The sequence below is a fragment of the Achromobacter sp. 1011811831 genome (assembly GCF_059760905.1).
In genome coordinates this window covers 33,129-46,778 of record NZ_JCBANG010000024.1, presented here as the reverse complement: position 1 = coordinate 46,778, position 13,650 = coordinate 33,129, and the positions used below count along the sequence as shown (strand labels likewise).

The 13,650-nt window shown below is 68.3% G+C and carries 17 protein-coding genes and 1 tRNA gene; 11 read left to right on the top strand and 7 right to left on the bottom strand.

From position 1 onward, the window contains the following. Nucleotides 1-93 precede the first annotated feature (93 nt). Nucleotides 94-1,389: a trypsin-like peptidase domain-containing protein gene (locus tag AC6LJ9_RS11980; RefSeq protein ID WP_498147717.1), complete on the bottom strand. Its 1,296-nt coding sequence runs from the start codon at nt 1,387-1,389 to the stop codon at nt 94-96. Between the two features lie 345 nt (nt 1,390-1,734). Here AC6LJ9_RS11980 and AC6LJ9_RS11975 point away from each other — a divergent pair, with 345 nt between their 5' ends. The 4 genes from AC6LJ9_RS11975 to AC6LJ9_RS11960 all read left to right on the top strand — a co-directional run bounded on the left by AC6LJ9_RS11975 (nt 1,735) and on the right by AC6LJ9_RS11960 (nt 5,106). Then, a complete protein-coding gene (locus tag AC6LJ9_RS11975; protein WP_498147716.1) occupies nt 1,735-2,523 on the top strand; it encodes a S1 family peptidase in 789 nt (262 codons plus the stop codon). 57 nt (nt 2,524-2,580) lie between these two features. Next, complete coding sequence (locus tag AC6LJ9_RS11970) at nt 2,581-3,072, top strand: YbaB/EbfC family DNA-binding protein (protein ID WP_498147715.1); 492 nt, start codon at nt 2,581-2,583, stop codon at nt 3,070-3,072. 89 nt (nt 3,073-3,161) lie between these two features. Then, nucleotides 3,162-3,575, top strand: a complete 414-nt coding sequence (locus tag AC6LJ9_RS11965) for a RidA family protein (RefSeq protein ID WP_498147714.1) — start codon at nt 3,162-3,164, stop codon at nt 3,573-3,575. 259 nt (nt 3,576-3,834) lie between these two features. Beyond that, nucleotides 3,835-5,106 (top strand): MFS transporter, encoded by a 1,272-nt coding sequence (locus tag AC6LJ9_RS11960; protein WP_212322324.1) that lies wholly within the window; start codon nt 3,835-3,837, stop codon nt 5,104-5,106. Between the two features lie 17 nt (nt 5,107-5,123). On the opposite strand, the gene AC6LJ9_RS11955 is transcribed toward AC6LJ9_RS11960, so the two are convergent. Beyond that, nucleotides 5,124-6,005, bottom strand: coding sequence for an NAD(P)-dependent oxidoreductase (locus tag AC6LJ9_RS11955; RefSeq protein ID WP_498147713.1), 882 nt, complete (start codon nt 6,003-6,005; stop codon nt 5,124-5,126). Between the two features lie 162 nt (nt 6,006-6,167). Then, the gene (locus AC6LJ9_RS11950) at nt 6,168-7,619 is read right to left on the bottom strand and encodes a phospholipase D-like domain-containing protein (protein ID WP_498147712.1); all 1,452 of its coding nucleotides are present in this window, start codon (nt 7,617-7,619) and stop codon (nt 6,168-6,170) included. A 216-nt stretch (nt 7,620-7,835) separates the two neighbouring features. On the opposite strand from AC6LJ9_RS11950, the gene AC6LJ9_RS11945 reads away from it, so the two are divergent. After that, a tRNA-His gene (locus AC6LJ9_RS11945) sits at nt 7,836-7,911 on the top strand. A gap of 104 nt (nt 7,912-8,015) precedes the next feature. On the opposite strand, the gene AC6LJ9_RS11940 is transcribed toward AC6LJ9_RS11945, so the two are convergent. From AC6LJ9_RS11940 to AC6LJ9_RS11930, 3 genes are read right to left on the bottom strand one after another with little or no spacing between them, the layout of a single operon-like run. Continuing rightward, nucleotides 8,016-8,609, bottom strand: coding sequence for a DUF4189 domain-containing protein (locus tag AC6LJ9_RS11940; RefSeq protein ID WP_498147711.1), 594 nt, complete (start codon nt 8,607-8,609; stop codon nt 8,016-8,018). After that, nucleotides 8,606-9,535: a hypothetical protein gene (locus tag AC6LJ9_RS11935; RefSeq protein ID WP_498147710.1), complete on the bottom strand. Its 930-nt coding sequence runs from the start codon at nt 9,533-9,535 to the stop codon at nt 8,606-8,608. The genes AC6LJ9_RS11940 and AC6LJ9_RS11935 overlap by 4 nt, the downstream gene beginning before the upstream one ends. A 7-nt stretch (nt 9,536-9,542) precedes the next feature. Then, nucleotides 9,543-9,854, bottom strand: a complete 312-nt coding sequence (locus AC6LJ9_RS11930) for a cupin domain-containing protein (protein ID WP_498147709.1) — start codon at nt 9,852-9,854, stop codon at nt 9,543-9,545. Nucleotides 9,855-10,063: 209 nt separating this feature from the next. Here AC6LJ9_RS11930 and AC6LJ9_RS11925 point away from each other — a divergent pair, with 209 nt between their 5' ends. From AC6LJ9_RS11925 to AC6LJ9_RS11915, 3 genes are all read left to right on the top strand, one after another. After that, nucleotides 10,064-10,294, top strand: a complete 231-nt coding sequence (locus AC6LJ9_RS11925; protein ID WP_498147708.1) for a hypothetical protein — start codon at nt 10,064-10,066, stop codon at nt 10,292-10,294. A 67-nt stretch (nt 10,295-10,361) separates the two neighbouring features. Further along, the gene (locus AC6LJ9_RS11920; protein ID WP_498147707.1) at nt 10,362-10,958 is read left to right on the top strand and encodes a GrpB family protein; all 597 of its coding nucleotides are present in this window, start codon (nt 10,362-10,364) and stop codon (nt 10,956-10,958) included. Between the two features lie 29 nt (nt 10,959-10,987). Continuing rightward, the gene (locus tag AC6LJ9_RS11915) at nt 10,988-11,497 is read left to right on the top strand and encodes a hypothetical protein (RefSeq protein WP_498147706.1); all 510 of its coding nucleotides are present in this window, start codon (nt 10,988-10,990) and stop codon (nt 11,495-11,497) included. A gap of 188 nt (nt 11,498-11,685) precedes the next feature. Here AC6LJ9_RS11915 and AC6LJ9_RS11910 read toward each other — a convergent pair whose 3' ends face one another. Then, nucleotides 11,686-11,853 carry a hypothetical protein gene (locus AC6LJ9_RS11910; RefSeq protein WP_199770901.1) on the bottom strand — a complete coding sequence of 56 codons (168 nt, stop codon included), beginning with the start codon at nt 11,851-11,853 and terminating at the stop codon, nt 11,686-11,688. 313 nt (nt 11,854-12,166) lie between these two features. Between AC6LJ9_RS11910 and AC6LJ9_RS11905 the strand changes: the two genes are divergently transcribed. The 3 genes from AC6LJ9_RS11905 to AC6LJ9_RS11895 all read left to right on the top strand — a co-directional run bounded on the left by AC6LJ9_RS11905 (nt 12,167) and on the right by AC6LJ9_RS11895 (nt 13,644). Next, nucleotides 12,167-12,361, top strand: a complete 195-nt coding sequence (locus AC6LJ9_RS11905) for a hypothetical protein (RefSeq protein WP_498147705.1) — start codon at nt 12,167-12,169, stop codon at nt 12,359-12,361. Between the two features lie 32 nt (nt 12,362-12,393). Then, nucleotides 12,394-12,882, top strand: coding sequence for a GNAT family N-acetyltransferase (locus tag AC6LJ9_RS11900; protein WP_498147704.1), 489 nt, complete (start codon nt 12,394-12,396; stop codon nt 12,880-12,882). A gap of 132 nt (nt 12,883-13,014) precedes the next feature. Next, on the top strand, nt 13,015-13,644 hold the full coding sequence (locus tag AC6LJ9_RS11895) for an FMN-binding negative transcriptional regulator (RefSeq protein WP_498147703.1): 630 nt from the start codon (nt 13,015-13,017) through the stop codon (nt 13,642-13,644). Nucleotides 13,645-13,650: the final 6 nt, after the last annotated feature.

The window sequence follows — 13,650 nt, the reverse complement described above, 5'->3', positions numbered from 1 at the left end:
GGCGCCACGCAGCCCGTTCGAGCCGCGCGGCGCCGGCCATCCTGGTCGCGCCGGCCACGCTGGCCGGCGCGCGGGAGTTCGACGCCGCCGGCCTCAGTTCACCTGCAGGTGATACATGGCCCGGCCGCGGATCAGCGTCAGCAGCAGCGGCCGCCCGGCGGTGTCGGCCAGCAGGCCGCGCAGGTCGGCGAGCTTGCTGACCGGACGCCGGTTCAGGCCGATGATGATGTCGCCGCGCTGCACCCGCGCCGCGACCGCGCCCCGGTCCGGATAGGCGGCGCTGACCACCACGCCGTCATTGCCCTTGAGCCGCTGCTCGCGCGCCATCTCGGCGAACTCCACGCCGTTGAGCCGCGCGTCCAGCGAGCCGCCATGAAAGCGTTCGTTCTTCTCGGGCTCGATGCGCAGCGTCGCCTCCACCCGCTGGCCGCCGCGCAGCAGGCTCAGGCGCACCTGCTTGCCCACCGGCAGCAGGCCCTCGGCGTTGCGCAGCTGGGCGCTGGTGGAAACCGGCTTGCCGTCCACCGCCACGATCTGGTCGCGCGCCTGCACGCCGGCCTGCTGCGCCGGCGAACCGTCGGCCACGCGCGCCACCGCCACGCCGCTGGAGCCCGGCGCCAGGCCCAGCAGCCGGGCGTTGCGCGGGGTGATGTCCAGCGTGTCCAGGCCCAGGCCGCCGCGTTGCACCTGGCCGTGCTGCAGCAGCTGGCGCATGACCTCGGCGGCCAGGTTGGACGGAATCGCGAAGCCAATGCCCACGTTGCCGCCCGAGGGCGTGTAGATCATGGTGTTGATGCCGACCAGCTCGCCGTTCAGGTTGACCAGCGCGCCGCCCGAGTTGCCGGGATTGATTGAGGCGTCGGTCTGGATGAAGTTCTGGTAGCCGGCCGCGCGCAGGTTCGAGCGGTCCAGCGCCGAGACGATGCCCGACGAGGCGGATTGCCCCAGGCCGAAGGGATCGCCGATGGCCACCACGAAATCGCCCACGCGCAGGTCGCTGGAATCCGACAGCGCCAGGGCCTGCAGGTTTTCAGCGGGAATGCGCAGCACGGCCAGGTCGGTATCGGGGTCGCTGCCCACGACCTTGGCGCTGAAGCTGCGGCCATCCTGCAGCGAGACGCGGATGGCCGAGGCGCCGCGCACCACATGGTGATTGGTCAGGATGTTGCCCTGCGTGGCGTCCACGATCACGCCCGAGCCCACATTCTGGCGTCCGCCGCCGGCCATGCGCGCCTGCGGGTCGGGCTCGTCCTGCGCGGAAATATTCACCACGGCGGGGGTGACCCGTTCCAGCATCGGCGCCAGCGAGGGCAGTTGCTGGCCGTCGACGGCCATGGGCAGCGCGGCGAGGGCGGGCGCGGGCAGGGCGAGGGCGGCGCCCAGCGTCAAGGCGGCGTGGATGCCGGCGCGTGCGAATCGCGCAGGCCTGTTGCGGGCAGGGGATCCGGCGTGGACGGACCCGTGGCGGGCGGCCTGGGGGGCCGTGGAGGGAAGGGTGGCGGCGGAGGCCGTCCTGGGCATATCGGATCCTTGGACTGTGGGCGCGGCAGTATGGGCCGGCGGGACTTCACGGGTATGACGCCGCGGGCGCGCACGCCTGCGCGGTGGATGACGTTTTCGCGTCAGGTGTCGGCGCCTTGGGCGCAAGAGCGTCATCAAGCCGCCGCAAATTATCGCTACATTTGCGCGATTTCTCAGCCGGGTCCGCCCGGCGCGCTTCAGTCGGGATCGAGCATGAATGCAGCCAGGCCATTGCCGCGCGGCGGCGCCAGGGCGCCGGGCGCATGTCGCGCGCCCTTGTGGCGTCGCGGCGCGATGCTGGCCGCCTTGCTGGCGCTGCCCGGCGCGGCCGCCGCCCAGGCCGGCGCGCCGCTGGAGTCCCAGGCCAGCGGCCTGTTCATCAACGCGGCCGGCCAGGTCCTGACCGCCGCGCACGCGGTGACGGGCTGCGCGTCCCTCTATGCGCTGAAGGACGGGCAGGTGCGCCGGGCCACCGTGGTGGCGCGCGACGACGCGCGCGACCTGGCCTTGCTGGATACCGGTTTCAAGCCCTATCTGAGCGCGACCTTCGCGGCCACGCCCGAGAGCAGCGGCGGCCGGCCCGTGTTCACCGAGGCCTATGGCGAATTGCAGCGCATGCCTGCGCGCGCCAGCACCGTGTTCAACGGCATGACGGCGCCGCACGGCGGCGGTTCCGCGGCCGAGCTGCTGCTGTTCTCGCCCGTCAAGCCGGGCGCCAGCGGCAGTCCGGTGCTGGGCGGGGCAGGGCTGGTGCTGGGCATGGTGGTAGAGCGCGTGGCGGTGGACGGCCGGCTGTCGGGCACGGTGGCATTGAGCCGGCGCGGCGGTTCCGCGCCCGGGGCGGGCGCCACGCGGGTCAAGGCGGTGCCGGTGGACAGCATCACCGGTTTCCTGCGCGAGCAGGGCGCGGTCCATGCGGTCAGCGACCGGCCCCAGCTGGGCGCCATGCAGGCGCAGGCGCCGCGCGCGGCGACGCTGTCGGCCGGCATTATTTGCGGATGAGGGGCGAGCGATGCGAGCCGCCCCGTCCGCCGTTTGAACGGGAATAGGAAGATCGACATGAAGCAGACGGTTTCGGGCGGCGCGTCCGCCAGTTCGCAGTCCGCCAGGCCCGGGCGTTTCGCCCGCCTGCGCCGCGCCGTGGCCACGTTCATGGGGCTGGCGCTGTCCGGCGCGACCGCCGTGGCCGCCCAGCCGGCCGCTGTGCCGCAGCACTGGGTCAGCTATGCGCAGCTGCTGGGCAACCAGTTCCAGGCCTGGCTGGGCGACGACGCCAATCCGGCGGTCGTGCGCGTGCACGAACTGATGGGCGGGCCGAAGGACGCCGGCGACGCGGTGGCCGCCGCCGCGCAGCCGGTGGTGGCCAAGGTCTGGGTGGATGCCACGGGCCGCGTCGAGCGGGTCGAGTTTCCGACGCTGATCGATACCCGCGTGCGCGACGCGCTGACCGAGGTGCTGGCCAACCGCTCGCTGGCCGAGGCGCCGCCGGCCGACATGCGCCAGCCGCTGGTGCTGCAACTGAAGCTGGAACCGGCGGCGGGCGGCGTCTAGCCGGCTTGCCCGCTACGGGCAAACCTGGACTGCGGGACCGGGCGGCCGCCGATACACTGGCGGCCCACTCTCCGTTACCAGGAACCTCCATGACCGCCATCGTGCGCCTGCGACTGCCCGAGGACGACGCCGTGTTCGGCGGCAATCGCGTCTTCGACGCCTTTGAATACGCGCCGGCCGTGGTGGCCCGGGGCATGGCCTATATCTCCGGCCAGATCGGATTGCGGCCCGACGGCACGGTGCCGGACACGGTGCGTGAGCAGATCGAATGGGCCTTCAGGCGCGCCGAGGCCATCCTGCGGCGCCTGGGCCTGGATTTCTCCGATGTGGTCGAGATGGTGTCCTATCACGTGGACGTCGGCGCCCAGCTGTCCGATTTCCGCGAGGTGAAGTCGCGCTACATGCGCGCGGATTTCCCGGCCTGGACCATCCTGGGCGTGGCCGAGCTGGCGCGGCCGGCGCTGGCGGTGGAAATCAGGCTGGTCGCCGCCACGCGCGGTTGAGCGCAGCCTCGCCGCCGGCGTCGGCGGACCGATGATGTCGCGCCGCCACAGTGGCCGCTGGGTGTACAGGATCCCGCGCGGTCCGCGCCGGCACAGATATAGCCGGGAGTAATATGGTCCGTCCGCGTTTGGCGGACGCGATTGCCGTCCGCCGGCCTCCCGCCCGAATCGTCCGTGGCGCCTTGCGCGCCCGCCCTGAAACGCAAGCGCCAGACCGCGCCCACGGCATATAAGAAAAAACCGCCGAGGAGATGATCAAGTGGACAAGCAAGGGCCGGGGAGCTGGTATTTCGGCTGGAACATCGTGGGCGCGGCCACCGTGCTGACCCTGCTCACCGTGGGATTGCGCATGGGCATCGGGCCCTTCTTCCTGCCCATGACCCAGACGCTGGGATTCTCGCGCAGCGAACTGTCGGGCATCGTGGCGGTGGGCATGCTGTGCTACGGCCTGGCCATGCCGGTGGCCGGCTACCTGGCCGGCACGCGCGGCACGCGCTTCGTGCTGCTGACCGGCGCGGCCATCGTGGTCGCGTCCTGTGTCTGGACCGTCAATGCGCGCGGCCCGATCGAGTTCCTGCTGGCTTTCGGCGTGGCGCTGTCGGTGGGGCTGGGCTTCACCAGCCCGGTGGCGCTGACGCCGGTCATCAGCCGCTGGTTCACGCGCCAGCGCGGCATGGCGCTGTTCTTCCTGTCCACCGGCTCCATGGCCGGCATCGCGCTGATGACACCCTTGCTCACCTACGCGATCGCCGCCGTCGGCTGGCGCGAGACCATGCTGGGTTTCGCCGCGCTGTTCGCGCTGGTGACCGTGCCCTCGGCGCTGTTCGTGATGCGCGACCAGGCGCCCGCGCATACCGACCTGCTGCCGCACCAGATCGTCGACCGGCCCGCCGGCGCGCAGGCGCGTCCGGCGGCACGCGCGCCATCCACCGTCAAGGCGAGCGACGCGCTGGCTTCGGTGCCGTTCTGGCAGATCGCGCTGGGGCTGTTCGCCTGCGGCTTCAGCATGAACCTGCTGGGCACGCACGGCATGCCCATGCTGATGGACCACGGCTTCGACGCGTCCACCAGCGCGCTGGGCATCGGCCTGATCGGCCTGGTGGCGATCTTCAGCACACTGGTGCTGGGGCGGCTGTCGGACCAGCTGGAACGGCGCAACATCCTGGCGGTGATCTATTGCGTGCGCGGCCTGGGCTTTTTCGCGCTGGTGATGGTGGGCACGCACTGGGAGCTGTACCTGGCGGCGTCCGTGGGCGGCATCGTCTGGGCCGGCAGCATCGCGCTGTCCTCGGCCATCCTGGCGGACGTGTACGGGGTGCGGCTGGTGGGGTTGCTGTACGGTCTGGCCTACCTGGGGCACCAGGTGGGCGGCATGATCAGCTCATGGCTGGGCGGCTGGGCCTTCGAGCGCTATGGCACGCACTGGGTCGCCTTTGGCGCGGCGGGCGTGTTGCTGCTGCTGGCGGCGGGAATCGCGCTGCGGCTGCCGCAGCGCGGCGCGCCGCTGGCGCCGGCCGCGGCGGGCGGCTGAGCGTTCCCGCCCTCCCGTCAGCGCGCGGCGCCTTCCTGCAGCAGCGACACCAGCTCGGGCACGTAGCGCTCGCCGCCGCCCTGCTTGACGGCCTGCGCGTAGGTGTCCAGCACGGCCTGGCCGATGTCGCGCGCCGCGCCGGTTTCCTGCGCCATGGTGTTGTAGTAGGACAGGTCCTTTTCCGCGTTCGACATGAAGAACTTCAGCGACGAGGGATCCTGTTCCAGCAGATAGGGCTTGAGGCGTTCCAGCGCCACGCCGCCGCCGCCGCCCTTGCCCAGCACGTCCGCGAACACGGCCGGGTCGATGTCGGCGCGCAGCGCGCAGGCGGCGGCCTCGGACAGCAGCGCGATCACGCCCAGCGACACGTAGTTGTGCAGCAGCTTCATGCGATGGCCGGCGCCGATCGGGCCGGCGTGGCTGATGTTCTCGGCGAAGCAGGCCAGCAGCGGCCTGCATTCGGCGAACAGCGCGGCGTCGCCGCCGACCAGCAGGTTCAGCCGGCCTTCGGCGGCTTCCTTGGGCGTGCGGGTCATGGGCGCGTCGAGGAAGCGTCCGCCCTTGTCGGTCACCGCTTGCGCGACCTTCTGGGTGGACGAGGGGATCGCGGTGGAGCAGTCGATGACGACGGCGCCGGGGCGCAGGCCCTCGAGCACGCCGCCCGGCGACAGCAGCACGACCTCGACCTGCGGGCTGCCCGTGACGCACAGGATGATCACGTCGGAACGCGCCGCCAGCGTGGCGCCGTCGGCGCAGCTGGTCGCGCCAGCGGCCTTCAATGCGTCCAGGGGCTGGTTCCCCGGATGTTCAAGCACCGTCAGTTCGTGGCCATGCTTGACCAGATTGCTCGCGATGCCATGGCCCATGAGGCCGATTCCAACCATGCCGACTTTCGCCATCTTCCACTGCTCCTGCCATTTATAGGGTGTTTGTTGTGGCGTAGATCTTACTCCCAGCGTCAGGGCGTGCGCGCGCCGCGCGTCCGGCCTGCGGCCGGCGTCTGACGGCGCGGAGCCCGCGAGGGATGTTCCGGAGACATGGGACCGCTTGCGCGGGCTGCTTCAGAGATACGGCGTGGCCAGCCAGATCACCTTGTTGCGCAGGCGCTTGGCGAAGGGCGCCTGCTGCAGGTCTTCCAGCGTCACGCGGCGCGCCTGTCCGATGATGCCGTCGATGCGCGCGCCCAGGCCGTGCGACACGCCGGGATCGTAGATTTCGGTGTCCAGCTCGAAGTTCAGCCGTAGGCTGCGCGGGTCCAGGTTGGACGAGCCGGCATAGGTCCAGGCGTCGTCCACCGTCATCAGCTTGGAGTGGTCGAAGGCGCCATGCGAGCGCCACACGCGGCAGCCGGTGCGCACCACCTGGTCCAGCTGGGCGGTCATGGCGTAGTCCACCAGCCGCAGGTTGTTCTTGCCGGGAATCACGATGTCCACCACCACGCCGCGCCGCGCCGCCGTGGCCAGCGCGCCGATCAGGGTCTGGTCCGGCAGGAAGTAGGGCGACTGGATGCGCACGTGGCGCTGGGCCACCGCCAGCGCGCCCAGCAGCATGTTGTGCGTGCTGCCCAGCGCACGGTCGGGGCCCGAGGGCACGCAGCGCACCGGAATCGAACCGGCGGGCGCGGCGTCAGGATCGAACCAGGGGCGCTGCGGCAGCGATTCGTGCGTGGTGAAGTTCCAGTCATGCGCGAACACCGACATCAGCTGCGTGACGATGGGGCCTTCCAGACGGAAATGCGTGTCGGCATTGGTATCCGCGCCCGACAGCGCGGTGACGAAGGCGGCGCGCACATTCATGCCGCCGGTGAAGCCCACGCGCCCGTCCACCACCAGTATCTTGCGGTGGCTGCGCAGGTTGGCGTAGGGCATGCGCAGCACGCCCAGCGGATTGGTCATGAAGCGCGCCACCGGCACGCCGCCGCGCGCCAGCATGCGCACGATGGGCGGACGCGAGTAGCGCGAGCCGATGGCGTCGATCAGCACGCGCACCTGCACGCCGCGCCCGTGCGCCTCGATCAGCGCCTGCGCCATCTCGCGGCCGATGGGGTCGTTGTCGAAGATATAGCTTTGCATCGCCACCGCGTGGCTGGCGTCGCGGATCGCCCGCAGCATGGCCGGGTAGGCCTCGTCGCCGCCGGCCAGGGGCAGGACCGCGTTGCCGCCGAGCAGCCGGAAACGGCTCACCTGATCGCCCAGCACCTTGAGCGAGGCGAATTGCGGTCCGGAGATCGGCGCAACGTCGACGGGCGCGGTCTCGACCTGCGCCGCGTCCTCCAGCATGGCCTCGTCGCGCTGTTGCGACAGCAGCGTCTTGCGGATGCGGTTGATGCCGGCCACGACATAGATCAGCGCGCCGAACAGCGGCGACAGCAGCGTCAGGCCCACCCAGCCGATGGCCGAGCGCACGTCCTGCTTGGTCATGGCCGCATGCACGGCGGCGCCGGCGCCGGCCGCCAGGCTGACGACGAACACGATGTGCGGCCAGTATTCGAGCAGGATGGCGTGCAGGTCCATGGGCGGTCAGCGAGTCTCCGAGGTGGGCCGGCCCCATATGGGCCAACCCGAAAATGGGCCAGCCGCAAGGATAGCAAGATGTCGGATTGCGGCGATTCGAGGAGAGGGCTTACGCGCGCGGAAAAAACTGTGCTAGAATTTCGCTTCTTTGCTGCCGGGTGATGAAAATCATCGGGGCGGTGGAAGAAAAGAAGCAGGAAAAAAGCAGTACCAGTGGTGGCTGTAGCTCAGTTGGTAGAGTCCCGGATTGTGATTCCGGTTGTCGTGGGTTCGAGTCCCATCAGCCACCCCACAGAATTTCAGTGAAAAAGGCGCTTAGATCATGTCTAAGCGCCTTTTTTCATTCCGCGATACAAAAATTCCAACGAAAAACGCGACTTTCCAAGCGCGTCCTGACTACTGGACCCGCACCGGCAAGCTGCAATCGGAAAAGAAGACCTCGCATTTCTTGCCGGTCGTTTTCTCACAGGCGTCGATGGCGAACTTGGACGCGATTTCCAGCGTCCGTCCACGGGCCGAGACGGCATGGTTGCTGCCCCAGGCGAGTGCGCCGCATTGATTGGAATAGGTGATGTCGACGCGGCAATTCTTGCCGCCCTTGCGTTGGCACACGGCCGTGGCGGCCTGGATGGCGGCTTCTTCGGTGGGCTGGCTGCCGCCGATGCCGGTCATGCCGGAAGCGGCATCCATGACGATCGCGCCCCAGCGTTCCTCCCAGCGGACCTGGGGGGCGGCCCCTGCGCCAGACCCTCTGTACAGACCGGGAACCGGCCGGCATTCAACGCCGTTCTGCGTGGGCGTGGGCTTGTAGCCGTCCGCGCATCCCTGTTCCGCCGCGGCGGGATTGGCCACGGCAAGCGCAACGGCAACGACGGCGAGCGCGAACGCGAAGGAGCGAATGTCTTTCATGAGGAGTCCGTGTGATGGCCCGACGCCATTGATGTGTGCGGGTATTCTACTCACGGCGGGCCGCGCGTCGCCCGCCTTCACATCATTTCCTCAACCGTCTTGCGATCCAGCCATTCTTGCTCGATCGCTTTTTCGATCGCGGCATATAGAACAGGATCCGTCTCGACGGAGAGTCCGGGATAGGGCGGGGGAAGCCGCTTGGCGTCCGACGGAAACAGATCCGAGCTTGGCAGGACGGTGGGTAGATTTCTCTTGTTCCTGATTCGCGCGATGTAGTGGAACTCGATGGGAATGAGATGAAAGGCGATGGCGGTCCTGAATTCGCCGGCCTCGGCGATCGACGATCCCACCCTGTAATGCAGGGCGCGTTCGAGCAGGGCAGAGAAGGACGCAAGGTCTTCCGTGTACAGGTTTTCCACGATGTCGGCGTATCCATGCCCGTCCCTCTGGAACGCGTGCAAGCTCTGCGTAGGGTCGATATCGACGGACTGGTCCTTGCACCAGAGCTGCGTCATCAGCTTGCCTATGTCGGAATGCTCCAGGTATTTTTCCCTGTCCGGGATGTCGCTCAAGCCGGCAAGATATCGGCCGATGTAATCGGCGCGTTGAGGCGCGCCGGTGACGTCGAACCAGGCGATCAGCAACTGGATATTCGACTCGACGTCCATGTAAGTGTTGGGTCGGCATAGAAAACCCCACCACGCGGCATCCAGGCCCCGGTGCAGGCAATGCCAGCCCAGGGCATGGTCGTTGCAGGCATGAAGCAGATGCCGTCCCATCCACCACAGCATCGCGGCGCGCCGCCCGCCGGCTGTCAGGACCGCCTGAAATCCGGCGGTTTCATTGCCGGATCTCAGGACTTTCTCAAAGTCCTTCCGCTGTTTCGGGGGCAAGCAGCTGTCCGAGGAAAAGGCGGCATCGAAATCCTGCTGCTGCGCCGATATGTACGCTTGCGCCTCACGCTTCATGAGATCGATGCGCTTGTCCAGTTGCCGCGGGTCCATCATGGCTTCGTCAGCCTCCGTCCTCGACCGGATCCACGATCATCAGCACGCCATGGCTGCCCTCCAGCACCGCGTGGGGCACCCCTGCTTGGGCCACGTACATTTCGCCCGTCTTTACTTCTATGGTCTCGCCCGCGACGGACAGCCGCAGCGCTCCGCTGACGACGATCAGCGCCTCGTTGTAGTCATGCGTTTCGTCCGGGTAAGGGCGCTGGTCCATTTTCAGGATCTTGATGTTGCAGTCGCCGGAGCGGGCGAGGATGGCGGATTTCCAGGCGTGGGGAAGCCGGTCGGCGGCATCGGCCAGGTTGAACAGGGCCATGGCGGGTGGGCAGCGGGAATTGAGGGGAGACTACGCTAGCACAAGCATGCCGTGGCGTCATGGCGGGCGGTTCCCGGGCGCAGGAAACCACGCGGGGCCAGACGAGATGAGGTGGGTCGGGTTCACTTTTTGGTGAGAATTGCTGAACATTGGTCCGCTCTGATTTCCTAGCATGCCCTTTCAATGAAAGAAAAATGAAAGGATGAGGAATGACAACCTGCAATGATTGCTCGGATATCGAACCCGACAGGCGCGGCGTGGCGGGCCATCCACACCTGGTCAGCCTGGGCGAAGTGCGCAGCATGGAGGCGGCCCGCAAGGGCGCGCGGCAGGAGCTGTTTGTCTGCGCGCGTTGCGACACGGAGTGGGAATACACCCACGACAAGCGTGACGAAACCGCGGGCTGGCGCCGCGCGCAGCCAGCGTCGGAGCACGCGTAGGGGCTGATGCGCGCCCGGCGGGGGCGGCGGGGCTCGGGTATGCTGGCGTGCTTCCCAGGAGTCCGCGATGCCCATGCCCACCCCCGAAGCCATCATGCGCCACTATGATTCCGACCCGGACGAGAATCCCTGGGTCCGTGGCAAGCCCGCGCCGGAAGCCATCGCCATCGTGGCCTACGACCCGGAATGGCCGGCGCGCTATGACGGGCTGGCGGCCGACTTGCGCCGCGCGCTGGGCCCGGTCGCGCTGGACATCCAGCACATAGGCTCCACCTCGGTGCCGGGCCTGCCGGCCAAGCCGGTCATCGACATCGACGTGGCCGTGGCCGACCCCACGCGCGAGGACCTGTACGTGCCGGCCCTGGAGACCCTGGGCTACGAGCTGCGCGTGCGTGAGCCGTCCTGGCACCAGCACCGTTGCCTGCAACTGGCCTCGCCGCGCGTGAACCTGCATGTGTTCGGCCCCGACTGCCCCGAGGCGATCCGCCATCGCATGTTCCGCGACTGGCTGCGCGGCAGCGCCGAGGACCGGCAGCGGTATGCGCAGGCCAAGCAGGGCGCGGCCAGCGATACGCAGGACATGACGCAGTACAACCAGCGCAAGCAGGACGTGGTGCGCGACATTTACGACCGCGTGTTCCGCGCGGCCGGCTTCATCGCCTGAACGCCAGGCCATCCAGACAGGAGCTTTGCATGAGCACGCAATCCGCCGCCGCGTCTTCCTGGACGCCGCCCGCGCCCGAGATCTATGTGCCGCGTCGCATGGCCTGCGTCGGCGTCTGGGAAGAGGCGGGCGCGGCCCTGAAGGCCTACGCCATCCATCGAGACCGCGATGCCGCCGTGCCGATCCTGCCGGCCGAGATCGCGGCGGCGGCCCGCCGCAAGGCGTTCGGCGTGCTGCAAGAGATCGAGCGCGACGCGGGTTTCCATGGCCTGGGCTATTGCATCGCGCATGTGGGCGAGGAGGCGGTGTGGCTGTTGGTCGACTGGTGGCGCGCCGGCGGCATCGTCTGCCAGAAACTGCTGTCCGCGCCGCTGTCCAGTCCAGCGGATTTCAAGACGGTGCAGGCGCCGTTCCTGGCCTGTGTCTGGGAATTTGCCGTGATCGGGCATGAGCGCGATGCCTGGGTGCGCAACATGATGCGGGCCGCGCCGGACGCGCAGGGCTATCTGGCGGACCGGCTGGCCCCGGGCGAATACTGAGTTCCTCTTGTTTTCGGCGATGGGGCAAGCGCGCAGGCGCGCGCCAACCGACGCGCGCCTGCGCGTCGGAAGAAGGAAGAGGGGACCTTGTACGTGGAGCTTGCCGGACGGCGGGGGGCGCCGTGGCGGATGGGATCCAGGACTGCGGATGCCGCGGCCGGCGCGGCTGGCGTGGTGACGTGCGCGGACTATGAGCGTGCGGTGCCTGCGCGCTGGGCGCTTTCCTTGAGACGCGCCTTGGGCGCGGGTTTTCTGGTGTCTGGCGCAACATCGAACTCTTGCTTGTTGCGTTCGCCCCGAGGGGTGTTTTCCGGGTGAGGCTTGGGAAAAGCCCAGGGCTTGGTTTTCTGATCCATTGCATGAACTCCTTGCATAGGCGGAACAGTAGCATTTGCCGGGGCCGCGAGTCAGTACGGGTTGACGTCAATATGCGTCACAACGTGATGTGACCGTTGGAATCGCGTGGTTCGACATGCGTTTGCGCGTCGGGTTCCGTGACCGGAGGCCGGGGCGGGCACGACGTTCCGGGTTAACCCTCTCGGGAATCGGAGCGGTCGAAAACGTGTGGTGGCAGGCATGCCGCAAGCGAGGCGAGCTAGTGCGAAATACCTAGATGCAAACGCGTGGCGCGGGAATACGATGGGGCTGTGCACATAGGGGAGACGTTCTATGGACACCGCTAAGGAATGGTATGCAGCGGTCAAGGAATGGCAGCGCGCGCGCGACGAACTCACCGCCGCGATCGCCGCGATCAAATGGCCCAGCCCCACGATGGGCTGCCTGGAAAGCTATGACCGTGCCTACGCGCATGAAACGGCGGCCCGCGAACGCATGAACCAGGCCTACGAGCGCGTCCGGCGCTAGCCCGGCGCGGCGGTGTTGCTACACTGCCGCGCATGAAAAATTCCAGCAGCGCCTTGCGTATCAGGCCGGCGCGGCGCGAAGACGCGCCCGCGCTCGTGGACCTGTTGATGCGCACCTACGAAACCACCTGGATGCCGCAGATGTCGGCGCAGGCCGATGCGCGCTTTCGCGCCAGCGGCAAGACGGCCGCCTACGTCGCCGAACGCGGGCTGCGGTTCCATGTCTGCGAACTGGACGGAACGGTCGCCGGCATGGTCGATTGGGAAGGCAACTTCATTTGGGCCCTGCACGTGCAGCCCGGCATGCAGCGACGCGGCGTGGGCGCCGCGCTGCTGGCGCTGGCCGAGGCCGGCATGCGCCAGGCGGGCGTGCGCGAGGCGCGCCTGGAAACGGATGACTTCAATGTGAGCAGCCGCGCCTTCTATGCCCGCAATGGCTATCAGGAAATCGACACCTATCCCGACGAGGAATGGGACAGCGGTTTCACGACGGTGCTGTTGAGCAAGCAACTGGCGGACTGAGGCCGGCGTCCGGCGGCCTGGCGCAGGTTCGCCGCCCGGGCTGGCTCCATAAATCCGGAGTTTTCTGGCTCTTTGAATGGAGCCACGGCGGCGCTATCGTCGGGTTTTCCACGCACCGATTCGACCGCCGCCATGTATCTGCCTTCCGCCTTCCGCGAGGATGCCCTCGACGTCCAGCACGATTTCATCCGCGCCCATCCGCTGGGCGTGGTCATGACGGCGGGGCCGGGCGGACTGATGGCCAACCATATTCCCTGTCTGCTGTACCCCGAGGGCGAGCACGGCGTGCTGCGCCTGCATGTGGCCAGGGCGAATCCGCAATTGGCCGAACTGGCCTCGGGCGCCGAATGCCTGGTGGCATTCCACGGCCCGCAGGCCTATGTCACGCCGTCCTGGTACGCCACCAAGGCGGAGACGCACAAGGTCGTGCCGACCTGGAATTTCGTCGCCGTGCATGTGTGGGGCAGGCCGGTGATCCAGGACGATCCCGCATGGCTGCGCGCGCAGCTGGAGGCTTTGACCGAGAGCCAGGAAAAGGCCCGCGTCCTGCCCTGGCGCGTGGCGGACGCGCCGGTCGATTTCATCGCCGCGCAGATGCGCGCCATCGTGGGCGTCGAGATTCCCATCGCGCGCATCGAAGGCAAGTGGAAAGCCAGCCAGAACCGCACCCCGGCCGATCGGCAGGGCGTGGCGCAAGGCCTGGCGGAAGAGGGCGACGCGGTCATGGCGGGATTGGTGGCGCGACGCGGCGGACTGGGCTGAGAGGCC

What these genes read in the sequence shown, in the direction of transcription:
- AC6LJ9_RS11975 (WP_498147716.1), top strand. Translation starts at nt 1,735, where the DNA reads ATGAATGCAGCCAGGCCATTGCCGCGCGGCGGCGCCAGGGCGCCGGGC.
- AC6LJ9_RS11970 (WP_498147715.1), top strand. Translation starts at nt 2,581, where the DNA reads ATGAAGCAGACGGTTTCGGGCGGCGCGTCCGCCAGTTCGCAGTCCGCC.
- AC6LJ9_RS11965 (WP_498147714.1), top strand. Translation starts at nt 3,162, where the DNA reads ATGACCGCCATCGTGCGCCTGCGACTGCCCGAGGACGACGCCGTGTTC.
- AC6LJ9_RS11955 (WP_498147713.1), bottom strand. Translation starts at nt 6,005, where the DNA reads ATGGCGAAAGTCGGCATGGTTGGAATCGGCCTCATGGGCCATGGCATC.
- AC6LJ9_RS11950 (WP_498147712.1), bottom strand. Translation starts at nt 7,619, where the DNA reads ATGGACCTGCACGCCATCCTGCTCGAATACTGGCCGCACATCGTGTTC.
- AC6LJ9_RS11935 (WP_498147710.1), bottom strand. Translation starts at nt 9,535, where the DNA reads ATGATGGACCCGCGGCAACTGGACAAGCGCATCGATCTCATGAAGCGT.
- AC6LJ9_RS11930 (WP_498147709.1), bottom strand. Translation starts at nt 9,854, where the DNA reads ATGGCCCTGTTCAACCTGGCCGATGCCGCCGACCGGCTTCCCCACGCC.
- AC6LJ9_RS11925 (WP_498147708.1), top strand. Translation starts at nt 10,064, where the DNA reads ATGACAACCTGCAATGATTGCTCGGATATCGAACCCGACAGGCGCGGC.
- AC6LJ9_RS11920 (WP_498147707.1), top strand. Translation starts at nt 10,362, where the DNA reads ATGCCCATGCCCACCCCCGAAGCCATCATGCGCCACTATGATTCCGAC.
- AC6LJ9_RS11915 (WP_498147706.1), top strand. Translation starts at nt 10,988, where the DNA reads ATGAGCACGCAATCCGCCGCCGCGTCTTCCTGGACGCCGCCCGCGCCC.
- AC6LJ9_RS11910 (WP_199770901.1), bottom strand. Translation starts at nt 11,853, where the DNA reads ATGGATCAGAAAACCAAGCCCTGGGCTTTTCCCAAGCCTCACCCGGAA.
- AC6LJ9_RS11905 (WP_498147705.1), top strand. Translation starts at nt 12,167, where the DNA reads ATGGACACCGCTAAGGAATGGTATGCAGCGGTCAAGGAATGGCAGCGC.
- AC6LJ9_RS11900 (WP_498147704.1), top strand. Translation starts at nt 12,394, where the DNA reads ATGAAAAATTCCAGCAGCGCCTTGCGTATCAGGCCGGCGCGGCGCGAA.
- AC6LJ9_RS11895 (WP_498147703.1), top strand. Translation starts at nt 13,015, where the DNA reads ATGTATCTGCCTTCCGCCTTCCGCGAGGATGCCCTCGACGTCCAGCAC.